This is a genomic window from Paraburkholderia sp. GAS82 (assembly GCF_050436285.1).
Taxonomy (GTDB): domain Bacteria; phylum Pseudomonadota; class Gammaproteobacteria; order Burkholderiales; family Burkholderiaceae; genus Paraburkholderia; species Paraburkholderia phenazinium_B.
The window spans coordinates 146,657-168,827 of sequence record NZ_JBNDLX010000014.1; the positions used below are offsets into that span (position 1 = coordinate 146,657).

The window sequence follows — 22,171 nt, forward strand, 5'->3', positions numbered from 1 at the left end:
TAAATGACAGCAACGAAGAGTTTGACACTGACAAAGAATTTGATACCAACAAAGTCTGTTCTTGCCTTAACGCTCGCAGTCGCGTTTGTCTCCTCCACCGCCTGTTCGCCTGCATGGGCGGCCGACGGCCCGCCCGTCGCCCCGGTCCGTCCCGTCACCGATACCTACTTCGGCACACCGGTAGTGGACAACTACCGCTACATGGAAAACCTGAAAGACCCGCAGGTCCAGCACTGGATGAAAGCGCAGGCGACCTACACGCGCAAGGTGCTCGATGCGATTCCAGGCCGTGCCGCGCTGGCGAAGCGCATCCTTGCACTCGGCGGAAAGGATCTGCGCCGCGATGCATTTACACGCCGCGGCGAGCGGCTCTTTTACGAAGTGATGGACCCAGGCGCCAACCTGCCCAAGCTCGCGTATCGCGATGGCATCAACGGCGAGGAACACGTTCTGGTCGACCCGGCGAAGCTCGCGAAAGATCGCGCGCATCACTTCGCGCTCGACTGGTTCTCGCCGTCGTGGGATGGTCGTTACGTGGCTTATGGCGTTTCCGAAGGCGGCTCGGAAGAGAGCGTGCTGCACATCGTCGATCTGAGCACCGGGACGCAGCTTGCCGAGAGCATCGACCGTACTTCCGATTGCGTGGTCTCCTGGCGCGACGACAACCGCTCGTTCTTCTATCTGCGCTATCCGAAGATCGGCCCCGATACGCCACCGTCGCAATCCGAATATAACGCGGTGACGCACCTTCACGTACTTGGCCAGAATACCGATGGCGAGGGCGACGTGGCGGTGTTCGGCAAGGGCGTATCTGCGAGTCTCGATGTGCCGGAAGGCCAGGCGACCTACGTGTTGCTGACGCCGGATTCGCCGTACGCGGTGGCGGTGGCCAATCACAACATGGACGACGCGCCGAACTCGTTTTACGTCGCACCGCTCGCGCAGATCAATGGCGCGCAGACCCCTTGGCAACAGATCGCCGCGCCCAGGGATGGCGTGACCGCTGTGCGGCTGCACGGCGACAAACTCTACTTCCTGTCGAACAAGGGTGCTTCCCGCTATCAGATCCTGTCGACGCCGCTTGCGCATCCGGACATCGCGCATGCGGACGTGGTGGTGCCCGAAGGCCCGAACGTGATCGACTCGTTCTATCTCGCCAGCGACGCGATGTATATCAGCGAACGTGCGGGCCCGAGCTTTCAGCTCAAGCGCGTATCGTTCGACGGCAAGGACACGCAGACGATCGGCTTACCGTTCGAGGGCAGCATCTCGAGCCTGACCACCGATCCGCGTCAGCCGGGCGTCCTGTTCGACCTGCAGGGCTGGGTCAAGGCACCGCGCGAACTGGCCTACGATCCAGCTACCCATGCGGCTACCGACACCGGCCTGATTCCGCCAGCGAAGACCGAGTCGGACGACATCGAGGCACATGACGAGTTCGCTACCAGTTACGACGGCACGCGCATTCCGGTGTCGATCATCGCGAAGAAGGGCACGGTGCGGGACGGCTCGCATCCAACTATCGTGACGGGCTACGCCAGCTATGGCACCTCGTCGGATCCGTACTATGACCCAACCTTGCAGGCGTGGATCGAGCGCGGCGGCATCGTCGCGGTCTCGCATATGCGCGGCGGCGGCGAGTACGGCGATGCGTGGCATCGTGCTGGACAGAAGCTCACGAAGATCAACACGCTGCTCGATTTCGTCGCCTCGGCGCAATACATGGCCGACCAGCACTACACGCAACCGAAGTTGCTTGCAGCGAACAGCGCAAGCGCAGGTGGCATCGTGATGGGCGGTGCGCTCGAGATCGACCCGGGCCTGTTCCGCGTGATTCTCGATGACGTCGGCGACTCCGACACGCTGCGCTCCGAAACCGAGCCCAACGGACCGCCGAACGTGCCAGAGTTCGGATCGACCTCGACGGAAAGCGGTTTTCACGGCCTCTATTCGATGAGTTCCTATGCTCACGTGCATGACGGCACACCCTATCCGGCGGTGTTGTTCACCACTGGCGCCAACGATCCGCGGGTGGCGTCCTGGCACATGCTGAAGATGACGGCGCGCGTGCAGGCAGCGACCAGCAGCGGGCGCCCGGTGCTGTTGCGGGTCGACTATGACGCAGGCCATGGCATCGGCTCCAGCCTGTCGCAAGAGGCCGATCAACTCGCCGACGAGTGGTCGTTCGCACTCTGGCAGATGGGCGAGCCTGGCTTTCAGCCGAAGCATTAGCACGATGATGGCGCTTTATTGACCCTCTAGTCGTCCAGCCGCAAGTCGGGGTAATCTTGCGGCGCCTCATTCTTTTGGAAGCTCGAATGAAACAGAACAAGTCTTTTCTGGCTGTAACGCTTGCTGCTACCCTGCTCGCCGCCAACGGTGCGGCGCAGGCTGCCGATGGCCCGCCGGTGGCGCCCGTGCGCCCGGTCACCGATACCTACTTCGGTACGCCGGTGGTGGACAATTATCGCTACATGGAAAACCTGAAGGACCCGGAAGTCCAAAGCTGGATGAAAGGGCAGGCAGCTTACACCCGTAAGGTGCTGGACGCGATCCCCGGTCGCGCATCGCTCGCACATAGCATCGAATCGCTGATGGGCAACGATCTGCATCGCGGCGAATTCATGCGTCGCGGTGACCGGATCTTTTATGAAGTGCTGGAGCCGGGTGCCAATCTGCCCAAGCTCGCGTATCGCGACGGCGTGAACGGCGAGGAACACGTCCTCGTCGATCCGGCGAAGCTCGCCACGGACAGCGCGCATCACTTCGCGCTCGACTGGTATTCGCCGTCGTGGGACGGTCGCTATGTCGCTTACGGCATCTCCGCCGGCGGCTCGGAAAAGAGCGTACTGCACGTGATCGATCTGCAGACCGGCAACGACCTCGCCGAAGTGATCGATCGCACGAGCGATTGCGTCGTCTCCTGGCGCAAGGACAACCAGTCGTTCTTCTATCTGCGCTATCCGAAACCCGGCCCGGACACGCCGCTCTCGAAGACCGAGTACAACGCGGTGACGTACATCCACGTGCTCGGCCAGAACACCAACGGCGATGGCGACGAGGCCGTGTTCGGCCGCGGCGTCTCGCCGAAGCTCGATGTTGCCGAAGGCCAGGGGACCTATGTGTTGCTGGCGCCGGATTCGCCGTACGCGGTCGCGGTGGTGAATCACAACATGGACAACAACCCGAACATCTTCTACGTTGCGCGGCTCGATCAGATCCATGGCGCGGATACGCCCTGGAAAAAGATTGCGGACACGGATGACGGCGTAACGGATGTGCAGCTGCGCGGCGATCGCCTGTATCTGCTGAGCGAGAAGGGCGCTTCGCGCTTCCAGATTCTGTCGCTGCCGGCGGCGCATCCGGATCTCGCGACGGCCGATGTAGTCGTGCCGCAAGGCACGAACGTGATCGACGCGTTCACGCTGGGTAGCGACGCGATGTATATCGGTGAGCGGGCGGGCGGCAGCTTCGAGTTGAAGCGCGTATCGTTCGACGGCAAGGACACGCAGTCGATCGATCTGCCTTTCGCGGGCAGGGTAGCGGGCCTGACGGCCGATCCACGTCAGCCGGGTGCGCTGTTCAACCTGCAGGGCTGGGTCAAGGCGCCGCGTGAGTACGCCTACGATCCGAAGACCAATGCTGCCACTGACACCGGCCTGATTCCGCCTTCGAAGACGGAATCGGACGATATCGAGGCGCACGATGAATTCGCTACCAGCTACGACGGTACGCGCATTCCGGTGTCGATCATCGCTCAGAAGGGTGTGAAGCGCGACGGCTCGCATCCGACCATCGTGTTCGGCTACGGCAGCTATGGGTTGTCGATGGATCCGGTGTACCGTCCGCAATGGAAGGCGTGGGTCGATCACGGCGGCATCGTCGCCGTGTCGCATATGCGCGGCGGTGGCGAGTACGGCGATACGTGGCACCGTGCGGGTCAGAAGCTCTGGAAGATCAACACCATGCTCGATTTCAACGCGAGCGCGCAATACATGATCGACCAGCATTACACGCAGTCGAAATACCTGGGCGCGAACAGTGCCAGCGCCGGCGGTATCGTGATGGGCGGCGCGATGGAGATCAACCCGGCGCTGTTCCGTGTGGTGATGGACGACGTGGGGCTGTCCGACGCGCTGCGCTTCGAAACCGAGCCTAATGGGCCGCCGAACGTGCCTGAAATGGGTTCGTCGTCGGATGAAGCGGGCTTCCATGGCCTCTATGCGATGAGCGCTTATGCGCATATCCATGACGGCACGCCATACCCGGCTGTCATCTTTACGACGGGCGCCAACGATCCGCGTGTGTCCTCCTGGCACATGCTGAAGATGGCGGCGCGCATGCAGGCAGCGACGAGCAGTGGCCGGCCAGTGTTGTTGCGCATCGACTTCGACGCGGGCCACGGAATGGGCTCGAGCATGTCGCAGCGCGCCAACCTGCTGGCCGATGAGTGGGCGTTTGCCCTGTGGCAGATGGGTGAGCCGGGCTTCCAGCCGAAGCACTAAGCCGGTGGGGGACTGGGCGTCGGCGGTTCGGCGTCTGGTCCCCGTTTGCGTTGTTGCGACCCGCGTGTCGTTGAGGAATCGATCTTGAGACTAGCCAGGCGTTTTGCGCTCGCTGTACTCGGCATCGTCTGTGCGGGCGTGCTTGCGCTTCTCTTCCTGCACCACGACGGGTCGATAGAGACGGACATCTGGATCGACAGTCCGCCGCAGACGGTCTGGAAGGTACTTACCGCGACGGCCGATTATCCGCGCTGGAATCCGGAGATCTCGCGGCTCGACGGTGAGCTGGTTGAAGGCAAGGTGATCGAGTTTGCCGAAGGATCGGGTCAGGATGCGATGGTGTTCCGCCCGACCGTGCTGACGGTTCGTCCCGGGCAGGAATTGCGCTGGAAAGGGGCGCTGTGGGTTCCGGGGCTCTTCGATGGGGAGCACCGGTTTCAACTCGAAGCGTCGGGCAACCGTACGCACTTTATTCAGAGCGAACAGTTCACGGGGATTCTCGTAGGAAAGCTGAGTGACGATGCCTTGAAGGATACGGCTGAGAGTATGAAGGCGATGAATGCCGCCTTGAAAACGCGTGTGGAAGCGTTGAATGCGAAGTAGGCCACGCGAAAGTGGGCCGCCCAAAAAAGTCGGCAACTCGAAGAAGTCGACCGCTCGAAAACCGGACCAGCCTCGAACCTCCGGGCTGATCCAGTCAAACAAGGTCGTTAAGCGCTGACGCTCGCCCGCTTGGGCGTCACCAACGACACCACAAACGTCACGACAATATTCGCTGCCAGCGCGATCAGGCCGATATACAGCGGATAGGTTGCATCACCGAGATGCAGCGCAAACACCGGCTTCAGGCCCTGCGAAATCGCCATCCCGCTACCCAGCACGATTCCCACCAGCCAGCCGAGGAACAGACCCGGCGTATTCAGGCGGCGCGTGTACAGCGAAAACACGATGGCCGGGAAAATCTGCAGGATCCATACGCCGCCGAGCAGCTGCAGATCGATCGCGTACTGCGTGGGCAGGAACACGATAAACAGCAGCGCACCGAACTTCACCGCTAACGAGACGATCTTCGCAGTTGAGGCTTCCGCGCTGGACGACATGTCCGGCGACACGATCGGACGCCACAGGTTGCGCGTGAACAGGTTCGCCGCACCAATCGACATGATCGCCGCTGGCACCAGCGCGCTGATCGCAATCGCCGCGGCCGCGAAGCCGACGAACCACGACGGGAACAGCGTGCCGAACAATGTCGGCACAACGTCTGAAGCCGACTTCACATGCACGCCGGCCGCGATCGCCATATAGCCGAGCAGCGCGATCAGGCCAAGCAGCAGCGTATAGGCCGGCAGGAAAATCGCATTCTTGCGCACCGTCGCGGCGGAAGACGACGACAACACCGCCGTCATCGTATGCGGATACATGAACGCCGCCAGTGCCGAGCCCAGCGCGAGCGAGGCATACGCGGTGAACTGCGTCGGCTTGAGGATGATGCCGGTCGCACCGCCCTTGGCCTTGAAATACGTATCCGCCGCATCGAACACGTGCGCGTAGCCGCCGAGTTTCGCCGGAATCAGCCACACGGCCGCGATCACGACGATATAGATCATGATGTCCTTGACGAACGCGATCATCGCCGGCGCCCTCAGGCCGCTGGTGTAGGTGTAGAGCGCAAGGATCACGAAGGCGACGATCAGCGGCATTTCGCCGGTGACGCCCAGACCCTTGATCACCACCTGCATGCCCACCAGCTGCAGTGCGATATACGGCATGGTCGCAACAATGCCCGTCAGCGCCACCGCACCCGGGAACCACTTGCCACCGTACTCGCCCTGCACGTAATCGGCTGCGGTGATGTGATTCTTCGTATGGGCGATCTGCCAGAGCTTCGGCATCACGGCAAACACGAACGGATAGACGATGATGGTGTAGGGCAATGCAAAGAAGCCATACGCACCGACCGAATACACGAGTGCCGGCACGGCGATCACCGTGTAGGCGGTGTAGAAATCGCCACCCACCAGGAACCACGAAATGATCACGCCGAACTGCCGTCCTCCAAGCCCCCACTCATGCAACTGCGTGAGGTCGCCGCGCTTCCAGCGCGCCGCGAAAAAGCCCACGACGGTGACCAGCAGGAAGAAGAAAATGAAAACGGCCATGGCGACCGGATTGACTGGAATCGCATCGCTCATTTGAGCCCCCTGTAGACAACGTAGATCAGCAGGGAGGTGAGCGGCACCCACAGGAACTGATACCAGTAGAAGAACGGGAAGCCGGCGAACGACGGATGCGTGTCGTTATAGAACGGCAGCCAGAGCAGCGCGATATACGGTATCAGCAGGATGAGCCATAGCCAGGAGCGGCCGGCCGGAGCAGTATTTTTCAAGAGATCCCCAAGATTGTATGTAGTGGAAACGGGTATCGGTGGTTTCGCGTCAGCGCAGGACTTGTACGGCATCCGTGTCGGTGACGGTAGCGCGCATTATCTTAGAAAATGTGGCGGGATGCTCTGGGCAGGACCGCTACGCCGTGCCTAAGGGTGCCGGAGTGTATCGGCGCCGCGCCTCTGCAGGCAAAATAGCCGGCGATGCGACCCGCATCGAAAGCGATGCAGGCCGGCACGTAAAAGGACATCCGACACCGGGCAATCCGGCGCCAAACCGGTCCAGGCGAACATGAAGCGCCTATGACAAAACGACACAAATATAGACGAACGATCCACAGATCGCGCGGGCCATTCCGTTTACGATCCGTGCTTACCGGCCCTGCATATCGCGCTGTCGCGCAGTCCTGTTAGCAATGCGTAGGGTGCTGCGCCAAACAGCCCTCGTACTGCGGCCTGGATCGACGGCGCATGTAATTAGGCATACATATAAAGCGAATTCGACGTGCTTGAAATCATTCAAGGATTGGATGTGAGTTTGAACCTGTCGTCCAACGGCCCGGCGTTCACCGCTTGCGAAACCCGGCAAGGCGTGCCGCTTGGGTACGTCAGCGAAAAGCTGGCGCACGCGATCATCGATACGCATGCGGCCGGCGTGGCGCATCCTGAGGCCCGCAAGCGTCTGGCCCACGTCATGTATTCGCAAACAAAGGCGTTTCTTGCGCTGCACAACGTGCTGGCCGTCGCCGATGCACCCGGCTTGCCCGAACAACTCCTCGGGATGGAACGGCACGAACTGCACAGCTGGATCGCCGCAGTCGTGACCCATGGCGATCTGCTCGGAGCCGGCGAGGTCTGACTACCGGTACAAGTGACTCGCCGCCGGCGTAGGCTTCCGTCAAGCTTTCCGTAAACGTCCGTAATGAAACCTGTAACGCGAATAATATGCTCCGGTTCTAGACTCCTGCTGGTTCGGAAAGCGGAAATTACTGCTGTTCTGGACTGGCAAGCGTTCTCCCCATCAGTGGGCGCGTCATCCGGATTGAGCTATGTGGCCTACCGTTCAGCCAATCTCTCGCGTAGCGTTGGTTCTTTCGCCAGCAATCGGCGACTCCTTGCTGATGATGACGATCGCGCGAAATCTTCAGCAAAACGGCATCGCCGTGACCATTTTCGGCCGGCAGATCCAGTCGCTGGGCGCGTGGTTTCCCGAAGTCGAAACTCTCGATGACCTCTCGGTCGCGGACCTGACAGCAAAGCTTTCCGGGTTCGACCGGGTGATCCAGATGCACAGGAACAAGCCGTTCGTGGGCCTCGAGCAATATCACCCGCGGGTTAGTTTCCTCGATCACATCTGCCGGGTGCGGTCCTCCGAATCCATGGCCGACCGGCTGGCGAAGTTTTGCGTCGACGAGTTTGGTCTCGCGGGCGCCGACAAGAGCAACGGCATGACGCCGCCGCCGGGACTGCAACACCGGAAATACCCGCTGCGCGTGGCGATTCACCCCACCGCCAGCACCGCCGACAAATGCTGGCTACCGTCGCGCTTCATCAGACTCGCGATCCGGCTGCGCGAACTGGGCTTCAGCCCTGAATTCGTCGTAGCGCCCCAGGAGCGCGCGGACTGGCTCCATATCGAACGCCTTGGCCTCAAACTGCCCGATCTCGGTTCGCTCGATAACGTCGCCACCTGGGTCTACGAGTCCGGCTGGTTCATCGGCAACGACTCGGGCATCGGCCATCTGGCCTCCAGCCTGCACATTCCCACCTTGTCACTGTTCATGCGCCGCGGCATTGCGCGGACCTGGCGGCCGGACTGGGGGACAGGGCAGGTACTGATAGGCAGCACCTACCTGCCAACCGGATTCCTGAAAGAGCGGTACTGGAAATACATGTTGTCGGTCAGGCAGGTCTCCCGCGCATTCGAGCAACTGCGCGCCAGCTTAAGCTTCGCATGAATCCCCCCACGTTTTTCAATTTGCCCGGAACCGCGTCTGGATGCGCCCCATTCGCGGCGCTGGACGTGCCGCGCGGCATACCTCTCCCGATCTGCATCTCTCCGATTTGATGACTTCAAAATGCCAGGCTGTTTTTCTCCACACCGGTTACCGAACGGCCGGAACGTGGCTGTGGTCGTGTTTTCGTAAGCTCGACAACGTCACGGCCTACTACGAACCGCTGCACGAGATGCTGGCGAGCATCGATCAGGAGAAACTGGCGACCAGTACCGCAGATAGCTGGCGTTCCGGACACCCCGCACTTGAAGCCCCTTATTTCGCGGAGTATGCGCACCTGCTGGAACCGGGCGTGACGGGTATCCCCGGTTACGAGGTGGCTTTTTCGGTCGATCGCTTCGACCGTCAGGTCCCGGAGCGCGCCGGGCCCATCGAAGCTTACGTGCGCGGATTGATGCGCGCAGCGCACGAACAGGGCCGCGTGCCGGTGCTGAAGTTCTGCCGCTCGCTCGGCCGCCTGGAATGGTTCCGCACCACGTTTCCAGACGCCGTGCACATCGTGGTCGAGAAGAATCCGATTTCGCAATGGCAGTCGTGCTGGCACCTGTTTGCCGCGTACCGCAATCCGCACTTTGTGGCCGTGCCGTTTGCCGTGCTGGCATTGAACCGGGATGTGCCGGTTGTCCAGCAGGCCATGAGCGCGCTGGGTGTCGACTTGCCGCCGCAGCCAGACGGCGCGGTTGCGCAGACGATGGAGTCGTACCTCACGCTTTTTAAGGACCATGTGGCGGCGATTACGCCGCTGCAGGCTTACCGCGCCTTTCTCGCGCACTGGCTGCTGACGCTAAGAGACACGGCGAAGCACGCCAATGCGATTTTCGATTGCGATCTGGCAGCACATTCCCCCGCGTATCTGGAGGGAGCGGAACGTTGGATCGGCGAGCTCACGGGCATTCATCCATCGCTGCGAAGCGCACGCAGGGAGGAGGCAAGCGAACGCGGCAGCGGCTTCGATGCGGTCGAAGGTTTGCAGGTTCACCTCGAAGCGCTCCAGGTCGCGAGAGCGCTCGCCGCCAGCGGCGGCGCCGAGGCGGATACGCTGACGTTCTGGACCAGCAAGCTGGCGCAGGCCACCCAGACGATGGCATTCGGTGCTGCCGCGAACTGGCCGCAGCCGCAGGTGGGGGCAGGTCACGCAACCCGCGTGGTGGATGTGGCGCTGATCGACGGCGCTGGCATCGACGACGTGCTGCTGGGCGAACTGGCCTCGACCCGGGCCGCGTTGGCGGAAGTTAAAAGCGAGCTCACGCGCGTGCAGAATGCCCCGTTGTGGCGGCTGATAAGATATGTGCGAAAGCTGCGGGCGCCGAAAATGTTTCGCCGCGCTCGCCGTGGTGCGAGGCGTCATGTGGGCGCCTCGCCGCCCACATCCGCCCGTCACTCGTCAAAAAGAGCGCAATGATAGAACGTCACATGGTGTCGACCGCATTTGAGATTCCCGGTTACCGGGTTGAACAGTCACTGGGTATCGCGCGCGGCATCATTGTCCGTTCGCGCTCCGTGGTGGGTTCGATCGGCGCCTCGCTGCAGACCATCTTCGGCGGCAATATCTCGCTCTATACCGCTCTGTGCGAACGCGCGCGGCAGGACGCCTATGAGCGCATGGTCGCGCAGGCAACGGAACTCGGTGGCAACGGCGTCATCGGGATGCGCTACGATGCGACCGAGATCGCCTCCGGTGTGACGGAAGTTCTCTGCTACGGAACCGCCGTGTACGCAAGGCCGGCCGGCTAATCAGGCGCAGCGGGCCTTGCCTGCGGTTGCACGGCTTTCACCTATTTCGCAATCCGTAGTATCTCCGAAGCGAGCTTGGAGAAGCACGGCGTCATATCCGATGGCGTCAGCGCGCTGCAGTACACGCCTACCGGCTGCTTCGGGTTGTAACAACGCGACAGAGAGTCGGTCGTGTTGGCCATGCACTTCAACACATTCTGGCCGATTTCGTTATTCGCACCTTCGGGTTGCAGAAGCTCCGAGCCGCGGCCAATCGCGTAGACATAGGTACCTTCGTTGCGGGCGACATTGGCCATTCCTTCGGCAATATTGCGTGCTGCATTGTTCACGTTCGCGTAGTTCACCGTACTGGTCACGACGCGCGGCGTATTGGTGATTACTGGAATGGTCTGGTTGTCGAGCCAGGGCGTGTTATGCGCGTTGAACCATGTGGGCATCTGCGTGATGACCTTCGACGCGTTGTTGTTGTAGCAGGGCGAGGAGAGTTGCTGGCTCTGTACGTTGTCAGCGTAAAGCGCGGCCGGCGTGCTCGGCGTATCGCCGCTGATCACGGTCCCCGCAATCGAGTTGCAGGCCTTGTTGCTGGTCGGAAAGATCGACGCGAAGCTGTTCGGCGCGCCGTCCGAGAAGAACACGATGACCCGCAGGCTCGACGGCTCGGTGATCACGGTGTTCAACTGGTTGAGTGCGTTCCAGTAGGCCTCTTCCGAATTGGTGCTGCCTGCGAAATTGAACGCGTTGATGCTCTTGGTCATTGCCGCCATGTCGAAGCCGCGCGCGTTACCGTTAAATGGCTGGTCGACTACCGTACCGTAGGCGAAGTGAATCAGCGAAACACGGTCGGTGAGCGGATCGAACTGCTGCAGGAAGGTGATCGCAGCGGAACGGACTGCGGGCGGCACGGCCGAGTCGGTCGCCATCGAGCCCGTGGTGTCGATGATCAGCACGAGGTCCAGATCCTTTCTCACGGTCTGGGATGAGCTCGCAACATTCAGCAGATTGAAGCCGAACAGGTGCATGAAGCTGACGGGGTAGCTCGCCTGCGCTGATGTGTCGATCGTAATCGTGCCCTGGTTGAAGACCACCGACGGCGAATTCATCGACGCCGTTGTGCCGAGGTAGCCCGCCGGGTAGTTGGCCGCAAAGAACGTGTTGGCGGCTGCGATCGCATTGGCCGCTTGCGTGGCCTGATTGCTGCCGGTCGTGACAGCTTCGCCCGCGGCGATGGCCGCAGCATCGGTCGCGGCGTCGAGCTTGGCCTTGACCATGTAGCCCATGCCGGCATCGACGGCGAGGCCCAGGACACCAATCAGCAGTACGATGGAAGCGGCGACGATGATACTTACCGCGCCGCGCTGTTTATGTTTGCTGTTACGTCTGCTGGATCTGCGTCCAGAGTAGCCGGTTGTTTTCATCATGCCCCCGCAGGCCGGTCAGAACACATTCATCGAATACAGATTGGGATTGAGTACTGGGGTCGACACGCCGAAACCGAAGTTCGCCGCGCCGAACAGGTACTGCATCTGGTAATAGCTTTCCACCACATAGACGATCTGGCCGGCCATCAACTGTCCCGTCAGCGCATTCGCAGTGGGCGCGGCAAGCCCCGTGCCGATCCCGCTGCAACTGCCGTCGCTGCCCCAGTTGCCCGAGCTGCAGTTCCATACCGCGCTGGTCGGCGCGTAGCTGCTCTGCTTGCCGTTGGGCTGCCACTCGTACTGCGCAAGCACGATGTTGCGAATCGTGCAGTTGTTGCCTTGTGCGTTGCAGTTCTCGTTGTCGCCCATCACCTCGGTGATGTAGATCATGCCATGGTCGACCATGTCGAGCGGCGGCGTGGTTGCCGCGAGATCGTTCATGATGGTTTCCATCGGGAACGTCAACGAGGCCCGCAAGGCGAGGTTGGCGCCCTCGCGGCTCAGGTTCACGAGAATCATGTTCGCCTGAATGTTGCGCGCCAGATCGTAGGTCGGCACGGCAAGCAGCAACAGCAGGGGTAGCAGCACGACAAATTCGATCGCGGCGATGCCGGCCATCGCGCGTCTGCTTTTGCCTCGACGGTAGTGACGGGTGACTTTCATCAGAACCCCTCGTTACGCATGGTGGCGGCGACGCTGAAGGTGTATGCGCCGCCGTTGAAGAACGGCGCAATCAGCGGGGTGAGAAGGGACCACGTGCAGTTCAGTTGCAGCACGACCAGATCGCCTGGGCCTCCGAACATATTTGCGCCATACGCGACGGGAGTGCCGTTGACCGTCACCGAGATCACCGGATTGACGAGCGTGTACAAGCCCATCGAGGAGTCTTCGATGTCCTGGATCACCGCGAGATAGCGTTGCTGGTTGGCGCTGTCCGGATCGAGGTTGTCCTGGCCGGTGACCGCGTAGCGGGCGCCTTCGTGCACGGCGTATTGCATGGTCAGGTTGACCCAGAACATCAGGCCCAGGTCGATGATCATGCAGAGTACAAACAGCAGCAGTGGGGCGATGATCGCGAATTCCACCACGGTCGAGCCGGATTGGTCTTTGCGTGAGCGTCTGCTGATTCTTCGTTTTGATGTGTGCATGTTGTGTTCCCCCGCTGCGGCATTTTTTTTATCGTGCTTTTTTGACACTGGCTTCCGCTGATTTCTGCCAGTGCGTTTATCCCCCGATCCCGGCGACTGTCGGCAACATCACGCGATAGATCTGAATCACAGCCGGTCCGAGCAACACGATCAGAAGCGCCGGGAAAATGAAGAACATCAGCGGAAACAGCAGCTTCAAGGCAACCTTGGCGGCGCGTTCTTCGGCCAGGTGACGGCGCTTGGTGCGCAGCATGTCGGTATGCACCCGCAGTGCGGCTCCTACACTGGTGCCGAAGCGCTCCGCCTGGATCAGCATCGCGACCAGCGTCTCCACATCGTCCACACCCGTACGCATGGCCAGATTGCGCAGAGCTTTCGAGCGGCTCGAGCCGGCACGCAACTCCAGCAGCACGAGCGAGAATTCATCGCTCAACACCTGGCTCTTCACATGAATCTCGTCGGCAACGCGCAATATCGCGGCGTCGACCCCGAGGCCCGCCTCAACGCAGACGGTCATCAGATCGAGCGCATCCGGCAGGCTCTCGAAGATGTCCTGCTGCCGCCGGTCGATCCGGCGCGTCAACACGGCATTCGGAACGTAGTAGCCGAGCGTCGCCAACAGCATCAGCAATGCGGCGACCAGCGCTAGGCTGTGCGGCACGTTGCTCGGCAAACTGCCCAGCATGAGCAGGGCGATCAGTGGCAAGCCGAGCGCCAGCACCGTTTTCGCGGCGAAATAGATCGCCGGCGCCGAGGCGCCGCGCCAGCCGGCGTTCATGAAGCGGGTGCGCAACGCCGACTTGTCCCAGCCCTCGGTGGGTAGCGAGAGCTTCGCCACGTGGGCCGAGGCTTTGGCGATCGTCTCCATCCATTGCGGGCGACCGTCGCCCATCGCACTTCCCGCACTTCCGGCGTTCGTGGCGCTCACACCTCGCCCAACGACACCTGGTGCGATTGCGTCGAGGCGTCGCTGCAAGACGTTAGGCCGCGTGATGAGCATGACGCCCAGCGCCGCGCCAAAGACGATGATGAAGGTCGCGCCCAATAACACGATCTGCATGGTGTTCATGATTTCCTCGCAAACTTGCCGCTCATTGCTACGGGTGCTCAGACGTGGATCCGGATGATCTTGCGCATCCAGACAATGCCCAGCAACATGCTGATCAGCGATCCACCGATCATCTTTTCGCCTGCCGAATCGTTGAGCAGCCCCATAAAAAAGCCTGGATTGATCAACATGATCACGCCGGCCAGCGCAAACGGCAGCACGCCGAGAATCCATGCGGACAGACGCCCTTCAGCAGACAGCACTCTCACCTTGCTGAGCAGCTTGAGCCGCTCGCGAATGATCTGGCTGATGTTGTCGAGGATTTCGGACAGGTTGCCCCCAGCCTCGCGCTGGATCAGCACCGCGATGACGAAGTAGCGCAGATCCATGACCGGCACGCGCGCGACCATGTTCTTCAGCGCGTCGTTCATCGACACGCCGTAGCTGATCTCATCGAAGGTTGTCTGAAACTCGCCGCCCAGCGGGTTGGCCAGTTCTTCTGCCACCATGCCAAGTGAACTCGGAAACGAATGGCCGGCACGCAACGCTCGGGCGATCAGGTCTGCGGCTTCGGGCAATTGCTGCTCGAGTATCGCGATGCGCTTCGAGCGACTGCGGGAGACGAGTCCAAGCGGCAGCAGCGCAAAAGCTGCTGCGAGAGCGAGCGTAGGCAGGATCGGCAGGCCGGCAAATAGCCCAATGACCGCCACTATGCCCGGTAGCGCCAGCGTATACGTCAGAAACCGCGCCACCGACCAGTCGCGGCCGGATTGCATGAGCAACCGGTCCAACGAATGGATGCGCGGAATCGTCAGCAGCCATCGCGTCAGCGACGGCGAATCGCTCAGCATCCGCGCCTTCAGGATCGACATTTGTCCGGTGCCGATCTGACCGCCTGCCGACATCGCGCGAATACGCTGGTCGAGCCGCTTGACGCCCGCGCCGTGATGGCTGTTCCACCACACATAGGCCGCCTCGATCACCAGCACGACGGCCAGGAACAGCAATACGGCAAAGCCCAGAAATAACCGGTTCATGACGCACCCCTGGAGATCGGTTCAGACTTCATAGCGCTTCTGCGGATCGTAGATATGGTCTGGCACGCTCACGCCAAAGGCCTGCAGACGCTCGGTGAATTGCGGCCGCACTCCGGTCGCGCAGAAATAGCCTTTCACGCGTCCCTCGCTATCGAGGCCCGTGCGCTTGAAAGTGAAAATCTCCTGCATGTTGATCATGTCGCCTTCCATGCCGGTGATCTCCTGAATGCTCATCAGCTTGCGGCGGCCGTCGGTGAGACGCGAGGCCTGGACGATCACCGTGATCGCCGAGGCGACCTGCTGGCGCATCGCTTTGGCCGGTAGCGCGAGGCCCGCCATGCTGACCATGTTTTCGAGCCTGACCAGCGCATCGCGCGGCGTGTTCGCGTGGATCGTCGCCATCGAGCCTTCGTGACCGGTGTTCATCGCGTGCAACATGTCGAGCGCCTCGCCGCCGCGTACTTCGCCGAGGATGATGCGGTCTGGGCGCATCCGCAGCGCGTTCTTCACGAGCGAACGCTGGCTGATCTCGCCTTTGCCTTCGATGTTCGGTGGCCGCGTTTCGAGGCGAAGTACATGCTCCTGGCGCAGTTGCAATTCGGCCGCGTCTTCGATCGTGACGATCCGTTCGTCCGATGGAATGAAGCCCGACAACAGATTCAGCATGGTCGTCTTGCCGCTACCGGTGCCACCCGAGATCAACACGTTGATCTTTGCTTTGATGAGCGCTTCGAGCAGTTGCACCATCGGCGTAGTGAAACTCTGGTATTCGATCAGGTCCGACACTTTCAGCGGGTTGACCGCGAAACGCCGGATCGAGAGCAGCGGGCCGTCAATTGCCGAAGGCGGAATGATCGCGTTGATACGCGAGCCGTCGGCCAGCCGGGCATCGACCATCGGCGTGGACTCGTCGATGCGGCGCCCGACCCGCGAGACAATCTTTTCGATCACCTTCATCAGGTGCGCGTTGTCGTAAAACTGCACGTCGGTGGCCTCGAGCTTGCCGCGCCGCTCCACGTAGACGTGATGCGCGGTGTTGACGAGGATGTCCGAGATAGTGTGATCCTTCAGAAGCGGCTCCAGGGGGCCGAGCCCCAGCATCTCGTCCTTGACATCCTGTACTAGCGCGCGCCGCTCGACATCATTCATCAGGATGTTGCGCTCTTCCATGAGCTTGCCGACCAGTTGCGTCAACTCGCGTCCAACCTGCTCCTGGGACAAGTGCTGCAGCTTGTCGAGTTCGACGCGCTCGATGATTGCCTCGTGGATCTCCATCTTGAGTTGCTGATAGGCGCGGCGTGCCAGGGCACCGTTCGGAGCCGGATCGGCCGTGCCGTTCGCCGGACGTACCGCAGGGCGTTCGACGGCGACGACAGCCTCCGCCATGACGAGGCTGGGCTCGATCTGTGCCTCGGCGGCTTGCTTGAAAAGGTGTTCGCGCAGTGACATGGCGGTACTCCGGTTCTTGTCTCAGGTTGTTGCTCGAGCCGTCTTGACTGACTCCGCGCGGCTTCAGGCTGGACTCGGCTGAACCCGCGCCTTGGAGCGGAACAGCTTGGTAAGCCTGGTGGTACCCGACGCCCTGGGCGCGGGCGCGAGGCTCTCGGCGAGTTCGGCGAGACTCTTCGAAATGGGGCTGTTCTTGTGCTGCTTGATGACCGGAACGCCCTGATTCACCGAATCGAGAACCGCGCGGACATCGTTTGGCAGTACTTTTGAAATCTTTGCACCGATCACGTCCTCCATGGTCTTCAGGGCGATCTGGCCGCGCTTGTCGTGCTGGTTGACGAGGACCCGCACGCGCTCGCCCGGATAACCGAGCGACTGGAACAGCTGCAAGAGTCGCTGGCCAGCGCCAATGTGCGGCACGCTCGAATGCAGTACCGGGAAGATCACGTCGCTGTGGTCGAGCGCGAAGATTGACACCGGGTTCACGCTCTGACCGACATCGAATATCACGAAGTCGTACTGATGGCGGATCAACGCTACGATCCGTTCAAGATGGAGCACCTTGATATCGACGGCCTTCACCGGGTCGCCGGCGCCGGCAAGCACATCGAAGTTGGGGTACGCATGAGTCAGGCAGGCATCGAAAAACGAGGCATCCAGACGGTCGATCTGCGCGCACACGTCTGCGATTGTCGCTGGAGGAGTCTTGTCGCAGACCAGATGGGCCGCACCCCCGAATTGCTGGTTCAGATCGACCAGCAGTACGCGCTTGTCACGCAGCGACGCAATGGCATAGCCGAGGTTGGCGGCAAGGAAGGTGGTGCCGCTACCGCCCTTGCACGAGACGAACGACAGCACCTGGCCATCGCGATGGTCCGCCTCGGCGCGGCGTCCGGCGACGCGCTTGAGGTCGGCCACGAAGCTGTCACGCTCGATCGGCCACAGCGCGACGTTGCGCACCCCGGCGCGCATCGCCTGAATCAGCAACTCGTGTGACGGCGACGGCGTGATCAGCGTGCAGACCAGCTCGCGATGGCGACCCGACAGCTTTTCGAGCGCGCTGATATCGTCCCCGGTGAGATGGTAGCCGTCGAAGATCAACAGGTCGGTGACTTGCAGCGCATCCTTGTCGGTGCACACTTGCTGCAGGCCGTTCGCGAGCGTGCGAAGCTGATGCCCGATGCCGCTCGCGGCAATGATTGCGGTGATCTGCTGGGTACGCCCCGGGTCCGATGAGACTAACAGGATATTGATCATTTCTTGTGCTCCACTTCACTTGTTTGCGGCCTGCCTGTCGTACGACACCGCAGCGATGATTACGGCGATCCCGTGCTCGAACCTGAAGAGCCGAGGCCGACGCCATACGGCGAGCTCACGAATGCCGGTTGAGAGAACGACTTGTCGTAGCGGAACATCGTGGCTGCCGCGGCCCCGCCGTCGATTCCAGTGACCGGATCGGCATTGGTGCCAGCTTGCGGATTCAGCACCTGCGAGGCGCTGATCTGTTGGACGCTCTCGCCGAAGTGCGCGTCCCACTGCGGCGTCGAGGTCAGGCAACCGGCGAGCGACAGGCTGATGCCTGCACAGACGACAGCGCGAATCAATGGTTTGAGCGTTTTCATGTTCGGCCCCAGTTGAAGGTGAAGTTCGTAAGCGCTGCTGGCGGGCTTAAGGCGCTTTCGCGGTGTTGACCGGCAGCATGACGCCGTGATCGGGCACACCATCCGGAAGAGCCGTTGCTACTGGAGTCGTCACAGCGACCGGAGTTGTCACAGCGGGCGACGCGGTGGGAACAGCGGGAGCAACCGGAGCAGCCACGTTCGCATTTCCGGCAGCCGGGCTGGTTGGCGGCAGTGCGGATTGCGGCGCGCCTGCAGCAGGCGGCGGTGTGTGTGGTGCCTTGCCTTCCATGTTGCCCATCAGCAGCACACCTGCCTCGTTGACGTCGCCGAAGCGATCGGTCGGCAGCGTGTAGTTGGCCGGCAGCGGCTTGACGAGACGCGGCGTCACGACAAACACCAGTTCCGTGCGGTCCTGCTGGAAGTTTGTGCTGCGAAACAGTGCACCGAGAACTGGCACTTCGCCGGCACCCGGCAGCGCGTTGATCGTGCCCGTAACGTTGTTTTTGATCAGGCCGCCAATCGCGAAGCTCTGACCGTCCATCACCTGAAGGGTGGTCGAAGCGCGGCGTGTCGTGATCAGCGGCAGCACCGAGGTGGTGTTGCCGGTCGACGAGGTGACCGTGGCGCCGGTCGGCGACAGGTCCGACACTTCGGGTGCGACCGTCAGGTTGATGCGGCCGCCCTCAAGCACGGTCGGTGTGAAGGTCAGGCCGATACCGAAGTCTTCTTCCTGCAACGTGATTGTCGTCGTGCCGTTGGCCGTCTGCGCAACCGGGATGAACACCTTGCCGCCAGCGAGGAAGCTTGCCTGCTGGCCGCTGATAGCCATCAGGTTCGGCTCCGCAAGCACCTTGACCAGTTGATCGCTTTTTTGTGCGTCTATCGCCAGGCCGAACGGCAGCTTGTTCGACTTGACCGCTGCGGCCTTACCCGCACCACCGCTCAGGAAGTTGGCGAGCAGGCCGAAGGACCAGCTGCCGAAGCCTCCATTCAGACTTGCCTCTGCGCCGAGTTCGTCGATGAGGGTCTTTGAGACTTCCGCGACCTTCACTTCCAGCATGACCTGCTGCGGCGCGGCTACCGTCAGCATGTTGATGATGCGCAGGTTCTTGTCGGCAGGCTGCGCCTGGCCGCCCCCGCTTCCGCTGCCCGCGGCTGCCGCGCCCGCGCCGGAAGCGCCGCCGGCCGGGACTTGCGCGACAGCCTTGGTGGCGCGCTGCAAGAAGGCGTTGGCCAGTTCGACGACACGCTGTACCTTGACGGCATCCGCCACAGTGCCGCTCAGCACCAGGCTATCGGCGGCGGCACTGATGCGCACGTCGTGTTCTTCCGGCATCAAGGCCGCGAGTGTCGCCTGCAGGCCGCCGGGGTCGACGCCGACCACCACGTCGATCACGCTGCATGAGCCGCTGCGGCCCTGGATGATCATATTGGTTGCGCCGACGTCGGTGCCGAGCAGGTACAGGGTCTGCGGCGACACCAGCATGGCCTGGACGATATCCGGGTTGCCGACAGTACGGGTGCGCACGGCTTCGGGCAACGCGACCATCGTCGACTTGCCGACCGCTACGTTGACGGTGCTGTGCTCGCGGACGTCGCCCGTGCAGCTCGGCCCCTTCGACTGACCAGCCTCGGCGGCTGTCGCGGCGGCGCGGCTCACACCTATGGTCAGACTCACGCCGTTGGACGCTACCGTGAGCGGCCTGGCGGTGTCGGCGCCGCTCGATTGCGCATCGACTTGCGTAGTGCACAGCGCGAGGCACGCCAGTGCGACCAGCGTGATCCGCCCGATCTGCTCGATTTTCCGCTTCGATTCGCTATGCGGACGGCGTTGCGTGCCGCTGTCATGAAGGTGGTTCATTTGCATTCCCCCGGATGAAGCTGTGAGCCGCCACCAGCCTGTCGTCAGCCTGATTGGTCAGTCCCGTTGAATTCTTGTTTTACTGCACCTGCTTCTCGCTGTCTGTTGCTCGCCAGCCGGTCTCGCGGCGAGGTCAAATCAGAAGCATTCCTGACCGTTTTGCGTACCTGTAATCACCCGGATGCAGTTTCCGGGATGCGCCGCCACCCGCTGCACGACCCGCACGGTCTTGACCTCGGGCTTCGGCGCGGGCACGGCGACCGGCTCCTTTAACAGCGAAACTTTGGTTGCGCCGCCGGTGGTGTCGTCAGCGGTATCCACCTGGTTGCGTAGCACCAGCGAGAGCGTGCCGACGCTTCGGGCAAGATCGATCTTTTCCGCCTGTTCTGGCGATACCTCGAGCGTCACGGCATTGACGACGCGCGGCTTGGTGTCGTCGCGGCTCACTTCCTGGGCGACTGCCAGTACGAGAATCTTCTCGAGCACGATCTTCGAGATGTTGCGGTCGTGCGCGTCACCGGTCGCAGCAGTGCTGTCTTTCTGCGTATTGACGATGATGTCGACGTAGTTGCCCGGCAGCGCAAAGCCCGCCACACCGATCACGTCATTCACCCGCACGGTGATGGCCCGCTTGCCTTCGCCGATCACCGCCGAGAGGCCGCCCAGCGTGCCGACCGGCGCGAGCTTGGCTTCAAGCAGCGGTTCGCCACGTTGTGCGCTTGTCTTCAGGACACGGCCGTCGAGCTTTTGCGGGTCGGTGAAGGCGCCTGCCGGAATGCTGCCGGCGGGCCAGTCGACCAGCTTGACGAATTCGGGCGTGAGGCGTTGTCCGAGGTTGATGTCGGTTGCCGCGACGACAACCTTCGTCGAAGGGGTCGCCTGGGTTTGCATCCAGCGCGACGCGAACAGGACGGCGGCCAGTGCAGCGATGGTCGCCACAGTCAGCATTGCCAGCGCTCTCATATTTTTCATGTCGTACTCCTTAACGGATTGACTCGCCAGGCTCGCGCCTGCGCCCCCGGAAATCCGATCTGTTAATGCAGCAATACCATCACAGCCATGGTTCCAAGCGCGATGGCCACACCGTATGGAAGCCGTCCGAGCGAGGTCGTCTGTGTCTTGTGTTGCTCAAAACTGGTACACATCAGGAACATGCTGTTGCCCGCGTGACGCAACTGACGGCGTTGGACCACGAGAATCAGCGCCCACAAGCCGCCCACAAAAAAGGTCAAGAGCGCAATCAGCAGCACGGCCGAAGGCCCGACGAAGGCACCAATCACCCCCATCAGCTTCGCATCGCCCGCGCCGAATGCTCGCAGCACGTAGAAGGGGAGCATTACTGCAATGCCGGCGGTAAGTCCCTGCAGTCCCAGCCACAGTCCCGCGGTTTCGTCATGCGCGGTCCACTGAACCGGTACTGCCACGATCAAACCGAGCAGGACCAGTACGTTGGGAATGCGGCGCGACCGCAGATCGAAGGCGGCGGCAGAGATCACCAGTGCAAAGACACACAGCCCGGTCGGAAACGCGAAAGTGTCCATGAGGAAACCTGTTTTATTTCTGTGTTCTAAAGCCTTGTGGTCCGCGTCGCCAGCGCCCGTGTGGGCGGCTGGCTCTGCCCCATCCGCAGCTCCGGGCGTTTGGTCGTCGGCGCCGGCGTTGGTTGCCAGCGCATCGACCGGGCCGCCCGGAAGATGCGTGTGCTCACTTGGCGCCGGTGGTGTTCGCCGAAGCGGTGCTCAATTGCGTCCCAATGTTGCCGAACAGGGTGCTGAGGCTTGTGCCTGCCAGCGTCGCGCCAGCGATAATCATCACCGCAATCAACCCAGCCAGCAGGCCGTATTCGATCGCAGCAACACCTTCTTCTTCACGGACAAAGCGCTTTACTTCGTTGATGATCGTGTTCATGGTCAGTCCTCGTTGTGTTAAGAATTTAAAAGCTCATGAGAAG

The 22,171-nt window shown here is 61.7% G+C and carries 21 protein-coding genes; 7 read left to right on the top strand and 14 right to left on the bottom strand.

The window, feature by feature from the left end:
* The first annotated feature begins 3 nt into the window (after positions 1-3).
* From P3T17_RS33800 to P3T17_RS33810, 3 genes are all read left to right on the top strand, one after another.
* Positions 4-2,232, top strand: a complete 2,229-nt coding sequence (locus tag P3T17_RS33800) for a prolyl oligopeptidase family serine peptidase (protein WP_429411223.1) — start codon at positions 4-6, stop codon at positions 2,230-2,232.
* An 86-nt stretch (positions 2,233-2,318) separates the two neighbouring features.
* The gene (locus tag P3T17_RS33805) at positions 2,319-4,505 is read left to right on the top strand and encodes a prolyl oligopeptidase family serine peptidase (protein WP_429286502.1); all 2,187 of its coding nucleotides are present in this window, start codon (positions 2,319-2,321) and stop codon (positions 4,503-4,505) included.
* Between the two features lie 84 nt (positions 4,506-4,589).
* Positions 4,590-5,108 (top strand): SRPBCC family protein, encoded by a 519-nt coding sequence (locus tag P3T17_RS33810; RefSeq protein WP_429411225.1) that lies wholly within the window; start codon positions 4,590-4,592, stop codon positions 5,106-5,108.
* 107 nt (positions 5,109-5,215) lie between these two features.
* Here the strand turns inward: P3T17_RS33810 and mctP are convergent, their stop codons facing one another.
* Both mctP and P3T17_RS33820 read right to left on the bottom strand, forming a co-directional pair.
* Positions 5,216-6,697 carry a monocarboxylate uptake permease MctP gene (mctP, locus tag P3T17_RS33815; RefSeq protein WP_074265742.1) on the bottom strand — a complete coding sequence of 494 codons (1,482 nt, stop codon included), beginning with the start codon at positions 6,695-6,697 and terminating at the stop codon, positions 5,216-5,218.
* Positions 6,694-6,891 carry a DUF3311 domain-containing protein gene (locus P3T17_RS33820; protein ID WP_429411227.1) on the bottom strand — a complete coding sequence of 66 codons (198 nt, stop codon included), beginning with the start codon at positions 6,889-6,891 and terminating at the stop codon, positions 6,694-6,696. The genes mctP and P3T17_RS33820 overlap by 4 nt, the downstream gene beginning before the upstream one ends.
* Positions 6,892-7,420: 529 nt before the next feature.
* Here P3T17_RS33820 and P3T17_RS33825 point away from each other — a divergent pair.
* The 4 genes from P3T17_RS33825 (at position 7,421) to P3T17_RS33840 (ending at position 10,637) form a co-directional block, all read left to right on the top strand.
* Positions 7,421-7,747 carry a hypothetical protein gene (locus P3T17_RS33825; RefSeq protein WP_429411229.1) on the top strand — a complete coding sequence of 109 codons (327 nt, stop codon included), beginning with the start codon at positions 7,421-7,423 and terminating at the stop codon, positions 7,745-7,747.
* Between the two features lie 262 nt (positions 7,748-8,009).
* Complete coding sequence (locus P3T17_RS33830) at positions 8,010-8,846, top strand: glycosyltransferase family 9 protein (protein WP_254368918.1); 837 nt, start codon at positions 8,010-8,012, stop codon at positions 8,844-8,846.
* Positions 8,847-8,886: 40 nt separating this feature from the next.
* Positions 8,887-10,305, top strand: a complete 1,419-nt coding sequence (locus P3T17_RS33835) for a hypothetical protein (protein WP_429411231.1) — start codon at positions 8,887-8,889, stop codon at positions 10,303-10,305.
* A complete protein-coding gene (locus tag P3T17_RS33840) occupies positions 10,302-10,637 on the top strand; it encodes a YbjQ family protein (protein WP_429411233.1) in 336 nt (111 codons plus the stop codon). The genes P3T17_RS33835 and P3T17_RS33840 overlap by 4 nt, the downstream gene beginning before the upstream one ends.
* 41 nt (positions 10,638-10,678) lie before the next feature.
* On the opposite strand, the gene P3T17_RS33845 is transcribed toward P3T17_RS33840, so the two are convergent.
* The 12 genes from P3T17_RS33845 to P3T17_RS33900 form a co-directional block, all read right to left on the bottom strand.
* Positions 10,679-12,055 carry a VWA domain-containing protein gene (locus tag P3T17_RS33845; RefSeq protein WP_429411235.1) on the bottom strand — a complete coding sequence of 459 codons (1,377 nt, stop codon included), beginning with the start codon at positions 12,053-12,055 and terminating at the stop codon, positions 10,679-10,681.
* Positions 12,056-12,070: 15 nt separating this feature from the next.
* Positions 12,071-12,718, bottom strand: coding sequence for a TadE/TadG family type IV pilus assembly protein (locus P3T17_RS33850; protein WP_429411237.1), 648 nt, complete (start codon positions 12,716-12,718; stop codon positions 12,071-12,073).
* Positions 12,718-13,203, bottom strand: a complete 486-nt coding sequence (locus P3T17_RS33855; RefSeq protein WP_429411239.1) for a TadE/TadG family type IV pilus assembly protein — start codon at positions 13,201-13,203, stop codon at positions 12,718-12,720. Before P3T17_RS33855 ends, P3T17_RS33850 begins: the two co-directional genes overlap by 1 nt.
* Before the next feature lie 76 nt (positions 13,204-13,279).
* Positions 13,280-14,272, bottom strand: coding sequence for a type II secretion system F family protein (locus tag P3T17_RS33860; protein ID WP_429411241.1), 993 nt, complete (start codon positions 14,270-14,272; stop codon positions 13,280-13,282).
* Between the two features lie 38 nt (positions 14,273-14,310).
* Complete coding sequence (locus P3T17_RS33865) at positions 14,311-15,288, bottom strand: type II secretion system F family protein (protein ID WP_429411243.1); 978 nt, start codon at positions 15,286-15,288, stop codon at positions 14,311-14,313.
* 21 nt (positions 15,289-15,309) lie between these two features.
* Positions 15,310-16,737 (bottom strand): CpaF family protein, encoded by a 1,428-nt coding sequence (locus P3T17_RS33870; protein ID WP_429411245.1) that lies wholly within the window; start codon positions 16,735-16,737, stop codon positions 15,310-15,312.
* Between the two features lie 63 nt (positions 16,738-16,800).
* Complete coding sequence (locus tag P3T17_RS33875) at positions 16,801-17,994, bottom strand: AAA family ATPase (RefSeq protein ID WP_429411247.1); 1,194 nt, start codon at positions 17,992-17,994, stop codon at positions 16,801-16,803.
* Positions 17,995-18,053: 59 nt separating this feature from the next.
* Positions 18,054-18,359 (bottom strand): hypothetical protein, encoded by a 306-nt coding sequence (locus P3T17_RS33880; RefSeq protein ID WP_429411249.1) that lies wholly within the window; start codon positions 18,357-18,359, stop codon positions 18,054-18,056.
* A 46-nt stretch (positions 18,360-18,405) separates the two neighbouring features.
* On the bottom strand, positions 18,406-20,220 hold the full coding sequence (locus P3T17_RS33885; RefSeq protein WP_429411251.1) for a type II and III secretion system protein family protein: 1,815 nt from the start codon (positions 20,218-20,220) through the stop codon (positions 18,406-18,408).
* Between the two features lie 138 nt (positions 20,221-20,358).
* The gene (cpaB, locus tag P3T17_RS33890) at positions 20,359-21,192 is read right to left on the bottom strand and encodes a Flp pilus assembly protein CpaB (protein WP_429411253.1); all 834 of its coding nucleotides are present in this window, start codon (positions 21,190-21,192) and stop codon (positions 20,359-20,361) included.
* A 62-nt stretch (positions 21,193-21,254) separates the two neighbouring features.
* Positions 21,255-21,761: an A24 family peptidase gene (locus tag P3T17_RS33895; protein ID WP_429411255.1), complete on the bottom strand. Its 507-nt coding sequence runs from the start codon at positions 21,759-21,761 to the stop codon at positions 21,255-21,257.
* A 163-nt stretch (positions 21,762-21,924) separates the two neighbouring features.
* A complete protein-coding gene (locus P3T17_RS33900) occupies positions 21,925-22,128 on the bottom strand; it encodes a Flp family type IVb pilin (protein ID WP_429411257.1) in 204 nt (67 codons plus the stop codon).
* Positions 22,129-22,171 lie beyond the last annotated feature (43 nt).

Bases quoted from the DNA above. Each gene is read 5' to 3' on its own strand.
- P3T17_RS33800 (WP_429411223.1), top strand. From the start codon at position 4: ATGACAGCAACGAAGAGTTTGACACTGACAAAGAATTTGATACCAACA.
- P3T17_RS33805 (WP_429286502.1), top strand. From the start codon at position 2,319: ATGAAACAGAACAAGTCTTTTCTGGCTGTAACGCTTGCTGCTACCCTG.
- mctP (WP_074265742.1), bottom strand. From the start codon at position 6,697: ATGAGCGATGCGATTCCAGTCAATCCGGTCGCCATGGCCGTTTTCATT.
- P3T17_RS33830 (WP_254368918.1), top strand. From the start codon at position 8,010: ATGATGACGATCGCGCGAAATCTTCAGCAAAACGGCATCGCCGTGACC.
- P3T17_RS33835 (WP_429411231.1), top strand. From the start codon at position 8,887: ATGCGCCCCATTCGCGGCGCTGGACGTGCCGCGCGGCATACCTCTCCC.
- P3T17_RS33840 (WP_429411233.1), top strand. From the start codon at position 10,302: ATGATAGAACGTCACATGGTGTCGACCGCATTTGAGATTCCCGGTTAC.
- P3T17_RS33845 (WP_429411235.1), bottom strand. From the start codon at position 12,055: ATGATGAAAACAACCGGCTACTCTGGACGCAGATCCAGCAGACGTAAC.
- P3T17_RS33850 (WP_429411237.1), bottom strand. From the start codon at position 12,718: ATGAAAGTCACCCGTCACTACCGTCGAGGCAAAAGCAGACGCGCGATG.
- P3T17_RS33855 (WP_429411239.1), bottom strand. From the start codon at position 13,203: ATGCACACATCAAAACGAAGAATCAGCAGACGCTCACGCAAAGACCAA.
- P3T17_RS33860 (WP_429411241.1), bottom strand. From the start codon at position 14,272: ATGAACACCATGCAGATCGTGTTATTGGGCGCGACCTTCATCATCGTC.
- P3T17_RS33865 (WP_429411243.1), bottom strand. From the start codon at position 15,288: ATGAACCGGTTATTTCTGGGCTTTGCCGTATTGCTGTTCCTGGCCGTC.
- P3T17_RS33870 (WP_429411245.1), bottom strand. From the start codon at position 16,737: ATGTCACTGCGCGAACACCTTTTCAAGCAAGCCGCCGAGGCACAGATC.
- P3T17_RS33875 (WP_429411247.1), bottom strand. From the start codon at position 17,994: ATGATCAATATCCTGTTAGTCTCATCGGACCCGGGGCGTACCCAGCAG.
- P3T17_RS33880 (WP_429411249.1), bottom strand. From the start codon at position 18,359: ATGAAAACGCTCAAACCATTGATTCGCGCTGTCGTCTGTGCAGGCATC.
- P3T17_RS33885 (WP_429411251.1), bottom strand. From the start codon at position 20,220: ATGAACCACCTTCATGACAGCGGCACGCAACGCCGTCCGCATAGCGAA.
- cpaB (WP_429411253.1), bottom strand. From the start codon at position 21,192: ATGAAAAATATGAGAGCGCTGGCAATGCTGACTGTGGCGACCATCGCT.
- P3T17_RS33895 (WP_429411255.1), bottom strand. From the start codon at position 21,761: ATGGACACTTTCGCGTTTCCGACCGGGCTGTGTGTCTTTGCACTGGTG.
- P3T17_RS33900 (WP_429411257.1), bottom strand. From the start codon at position 22,128: ATGAACACGATCATCAACGAAGTAAAGCGCTTTGTCCGTGAAGAAGAA.